Source organism: Mesorhizobium sp. M7A.F.Ca.CA.002.15.2.1 (genome assembly GCF_003998715.1).
Lineage (GTDB): Bacteria > Pseudomonadota > Alphaproteobacteria > Rhizobiales > Rhizobiaceae > Mesorhizobium > Mesorhizobium ciceri.
Genome location: NZ_RZPI01001181.1, coordinates 1 through 691, shown reverse-complemented (window position 1 = coordinate 691; position 691 = coordinate 1). Strand labels below are relative to the sequence as shown.

The window sequence follows — 691 nt, the reverse complement described above, 5'->3', positions numbered from 1 at the left end:
GGCGCCAGGCGGGCCCGCCCCGCCTTCGGCAATCGGCAGGCGAGCAGCCGGTCGAGCCACGCCTCCGCACCCAGCCCCGACACCGCATAGCGCGCATAGGCCGAGATATCGACGAGGCCGGCGGCGCGCCGCACCTGCAGCGCCTCCTCGCCGACGATGTCGAAGGCGTTGGAGCGCCGCAGCGTCGTGCTCTCGGCAAATCCCATCGGCGCGAAATAGGCCGGGATTTCCAGCCCCCAGGAAGCCGTCCATTCGCATCCCGCCGCGCTCATGCCGTCATAGGCGCCGGGGCGTTTCAGCGGCCGGCCGGCGGGCAGCCGTTCATTGGGAAAGGTCATGACGAACCGGCGCGAATAGAACTGGCGCGTCGTCTGCCTGAGATATTCGCGGTTGGCGGCGAAGGCACCGTAGCGAGCGATATCCATGCCGAAGATGTCGGCCTGCGGTTCGCCGAAAATCATCCATTCGGCCAGCGACTTGCCGACGCCGCCGCCCTGGCTGAAACCGGCCATGACGCCGCAGGCGACCCAGTAGTTCTTCAGGCCGCGCACCGGCCCGACAATCGGATTGCCGTCCGGCGTGAAGGTGAAGGCGCCGTTGACCCATTTGCGGATACCGGCCGTCGCCAGGCAAGGGAAGCGCTCATGCGCCTTGGCGAGTTCCGGGCTGATGCGGTCGATGTCTTCCGGGA

Annotated in this window: 1 protein-coding gene; it reads right to left on the bottom strand. The window is 68.0% G+C overall.

Annotated elements, in window-relative coordinates:
* Positions 1 to 691: FAD-dependent oxidoreductase (locus ENZ74_RS33505; protein ID WP_164761484.1), on the bottom strand; the 691-nt coding region annotated here is incomplete at both ends.